This window comes from Agarivorans sp. (genome assembly GCF_050295395.1).
GTDB lineage: Bacteria > Pseudomonadota > Gammaproteobacteria > Enterobacterales > Celerinatantimonadaceae > Agarivorans.
On the sequence record NZ_JBNKPP010000033.1, the window covers coordinates 1 to 2,790 of the forward strand.

At 48.1% G+C, this 2,790-nt stretch carries 5 protein-coding genes and 1 pseudogene; 3 read left to right on the plus strand and 3 right to left on the minus strand.

Annotation, left to right across the window (positions count from 1 at the left end; all coding sequences use genetic code 11):
- The 3 genes from ACQY6Q_RS02255 to ACQY6Q_RS02265 form a co-directional block, all read right to left on the minus strand.
- On the minus strand, nt 1–521 hold a 521-nt coding region (locus ACQY6Q_RS02255; RefSeq protein ID WP_427977370.1), incomplete at its 3' end, for a permease.
- Nucleotides 508–915, minus strand: a complete 408-nt coding sequence (gene zntR, locus ACQY6Q_RS02260) for a Zn(2+)-responsive transcriptional regulator (RefSeq protein ID WP_427977372.1) — start codon at nt 913–915, stop codon at nt 508–510. The genes zntR and ACQY6Q_RS02255, both read right to left, overlap by 14 nt.
- A gap of 104 nt (nt 916–1,019) precedes the next feature.
- Nucleotides 1,020–1,436 carry a VOC family protein gene (locus ACQY6Q_RS02265; protein WP_427977374.1) on the minus strand — a complete coding sequence of 139 codons (417 nt, stop codon included), beginning with the start codon at nt 1,434–1,436 and terminating at the stop codon, nt 1,020–1,022.
- Between the two features lie 107 nt (nt 1,437–1,543).
- On the opposite strand from ACQY6Q_RS02265, the gene soxR reads away from it, so the two are divergent.
- From soxR to purH, 3 genes and pseudogenes are all read left to right on the plus strand, one after another.
- Nucleotides 1,544–1,996: a redox-sensitive transcriptional activator SoxR gene (soxR, locus tag ACQY6Q_RS02270; RefSeq protein WP_427977377.1), complete on the plus strand. Its 453-nt coding sequence runs from the start codon at nt 1,544–1,546 to the stop codon at nt 1,994–1,996.
- Between the two features lie 59 nt (nt 1,997–2,055).
- On the plus strand, nt 2,056–2,226 hold the full coding sequence (locus ACQY6Q_RS02275; protein ID WP_188407546.1) for a DUF6435 family protein: 171 nt from the start codon (nt 2,056–2,058) through the stop codon (nt 2,224–2,226).
- Nucleotides 2,227–2,500: 274 nt separating this feature from the next.
- Nucleotides 2,501–2,790, plus strand: a pseudogene (purH, locus tag ACQY6Q_RS02280) (bifunctional phosphoribosylaminoimidazolecarboxamide formyltransferase/IMP cyclohydrolase); the annotation flags it as partial.

Sequence of the window (2,790 nt, forward strand, 5' to 3'; positions counted from 1 at the left end):
TTAAAGTTGTGTAGCCAAGTTTTGATGGTTCGGCTAAGGCTGGTTTGCTCGGCGGGTTTAGTCTCTCCAGCGCAACACTTGCTGCCACTGCAACAAGACTTAGCGGCGGTGCTAGGAGCGGTGTCGGTTTCGGTGTTGCCCACTAACAAGCCTGCCACAACGGCACTCACTACAGCAGCGATGGGTCTAACGATAGCCATTACCGGGCCTAACAAGGCGTAAGATACCGCCAACGAATCCACTCCAGTCTCAGGCGTGGCAATTAAAAATGAGGTGGTTGCACTCTTTGAGGCACCGGCCCGGCGCAGCCCCATGGCCGCAGGAATGACCCCACAAGAACACAAAGGCAAAGGCGCGCCAATTAAGGCAGCCTTCACCGTGGTACTGGGTTTGCTGTTACCTAGGTGTTTTGCTAGCCAACGGCTGGGTTCACCCAATTTAATGGTGGCGGCAATCACAAAGCCAATAAATAGCCAAGGCGCGGCGCTCAAAAACAAAGCTAATAAATTATTCCATAACATCATCTAAGGCCTTTAGTATTGAACAAGACTCGGCGCTTTCTTCGCCACCACAACACTCACTGTGAAGTTTTTTTAAATGGGCCTCAAAGGCTTGCAGCTCTCGTAATTGCTGCTGCACCTTAGCCAGCTTTTGCCCCACCACTCGGCTCACATCATTACAGCGAACCGAGGTTGCATTGTCTCTGAGCTTAAGCAGCTCGGCGATATCCTTAATCGACAAGCCCGCCTGCTTAGCTCGCTGAATGAAGTGCAGTCGGTTTAGATCTTGCTCGGTATATTGTCGATACTGATTAGCCGCACGAGCGGCGGGAGCTAACAAGCCCTTTCGCTCATAAAAGCGCAGCGCTTCAACACTTAAGCCAGTTTGCTTGGCCAATTCTCCAATTTTGAACATAAGCCCTCCCTTAAGATAATGATAAACCCTATACCTAGGTACAGGGTCAAGAAGTTTTACGTTTTCGCAGTCAAATCAACCAAGGCTAAAGCTAGCTGCCCTGGCTAATCGTAAAGATTACGCTCACTGGGCAGGTCAGACAGGTATTCTACAAACTCAATTTCATAGTTATCGGGATCTAGATAATACACATTACGCCGATGCGGACTGGCGGCGCCGTGATGAGCCAATTCAAAGCCCGCTTGCTGCATACGTTGGATCAAGGCATCAAGGTTTTGTGTGACCAAGGCAAAATGGGCCATACCGATGGTATTGCTTTGCAAATCGCGATTTTGCCCATAGCCATGGTCGTTCAAAGTGAGGTAAAACTGGTGATCGCCAAAATGCAGCCACCGCCGCTGCTGACCATACCAGTTTTGCTCGCCTTCGCCTCGAATAGACCAATGAGGAAGCGCGGCTTGATAAAAAGCCAAGCTACGTGGCATATCGCTAACCACTAGGTTTAGGTGTTCCAAATACATCGCTTTATTCCTTATCTTTGTTTACACCTAAGCAAGACTAAAACCTCAAGTTAAGTTGAGGTAAAGCGTTTTTTTACCTAAGCTGATATTTTTGAAAGGAGAAAATGATGAACAGGCAAGCCTTAAGTGTGGGTTTTGTGGCAAAACGCTGCGGTATAAAAGTCTCAACCCTTCACTTTTACGAGAGCAAAGGCTTAATCCAAAGCTGGCGTAACGCCGGAAACCAGCGCCGTTATCGCTCCGATGTGCTGCGCCGCGTTTCGGTGATTAAGGCAGCGCAAGCCTTAGGCATTAGCTTGGCCGAAATAAAACAGGCACTAGCCAGCTTACCGCAACAGCGCACTCCCACCAAAGCCGATTGGGAAGCGTTATCTACCCAATGGCAAGACGCCCTCAACCAACGCATTAAACAACTAGAAGTATTACGAGACTCGCTCAGTGCCTGCATTGGTTGTGGCTGTTTATCGATGCAGCACTGCCCGCTATATAACCCTGAAGACCAACTGGCCACTCAAGGCAGCGGCCCGATCATTCTGCAGCAAAACAGTGCTCTGTCATAAATCCTTCATTATCGGCTTCGATAATGACGCTAAAGCCAATGAGCCTTGCAGGACATAATATGTTGAGTTTACTAAAACCCATTTCGCTAAAACGTAAGCGTAATAAATACTATGCCTTAGTGGCCACCGCTAGCAAAGCCCAGCAGCGTGGAGATATCATGACCTATTCCATGCTTAGCGCCGATGCGGTGGATTTGTGGAAAGAAATCGAGCAATTAGAGCTTTCCTAACAAGCAGTTAAGTTAGCCGATGCTGGCCATTGGCGGCTAAGCGCTGCAGCCAATAATGACCACTTGGTCAAGTAAGCCGATGTAAGGTTTTGTCACCATGGGACTTATCGGTTTTTCAATCACTTATTTTCTTACCCCACTCAGACTAATCGATTAAAAAACGGCGCATTCTTCACACTTTTGCTGTAAAATGCGCGCCTCAAACCTAAGTTGTTTATTTTTCGGGCAACTTGTACCGCTAGCGCACATAACTGCTAATGAGGATAAAACCCCAATGGAAAACGCTCGACCGATTCGACGTGCACTGATCAGTGTTTCAGATAAAACAGGCATCATCGAATTTTCTCGATCTTTAGCTCAACAAGGCGTAGAGATCCTATCTACTGGTGGCACCGCTAAATTACTGGCCGACAACGGCATCGAAGTTATTGAAGTATCAAACTACACTGGCTTCCCAGAAATGATGGATGGACGGGTAAAAACCCTTCACCCTAAAGTACACGGTGGCATCTTAGGTCGACGTGGCACCGATGACCAGGTGATGCAAGAGCACAACATTAACGC

What these genes read in the sequence shown, in the direction of transcription:
- ACQY6Q_RS02275 (WP_188407546.1), top strand. Translation starts at nt 2,056, where the DNA reads ATGTTGAGTTTACTAAAACCCATTTCGCTAAAACGTAAGCGTAATAAA.
- ACQY6Q_RS02265 (WP_427977374.1), bottom strand. Translation starts at nt 1,436, where the DNA reads ATGTATTTGGAACACCTAAACCTAGTGGTTAGCGATATGCCACGTAGC.
- soxR (WP_427977377.1), top strand. Translation starts at nt 1,544, where the DNA reads ATGAACAGGCAAGCCTTAAGTGTGGGTTTTGTGGCAAAACGCTGCGGT.
- zntR (WP_427977372.1), bottom strand. Translation starts at nt 915, where the DNA reads ATGTTCAAAATTGGAGAATTGGCCAAGCAAACTGGCTTAAGTGTTGAA.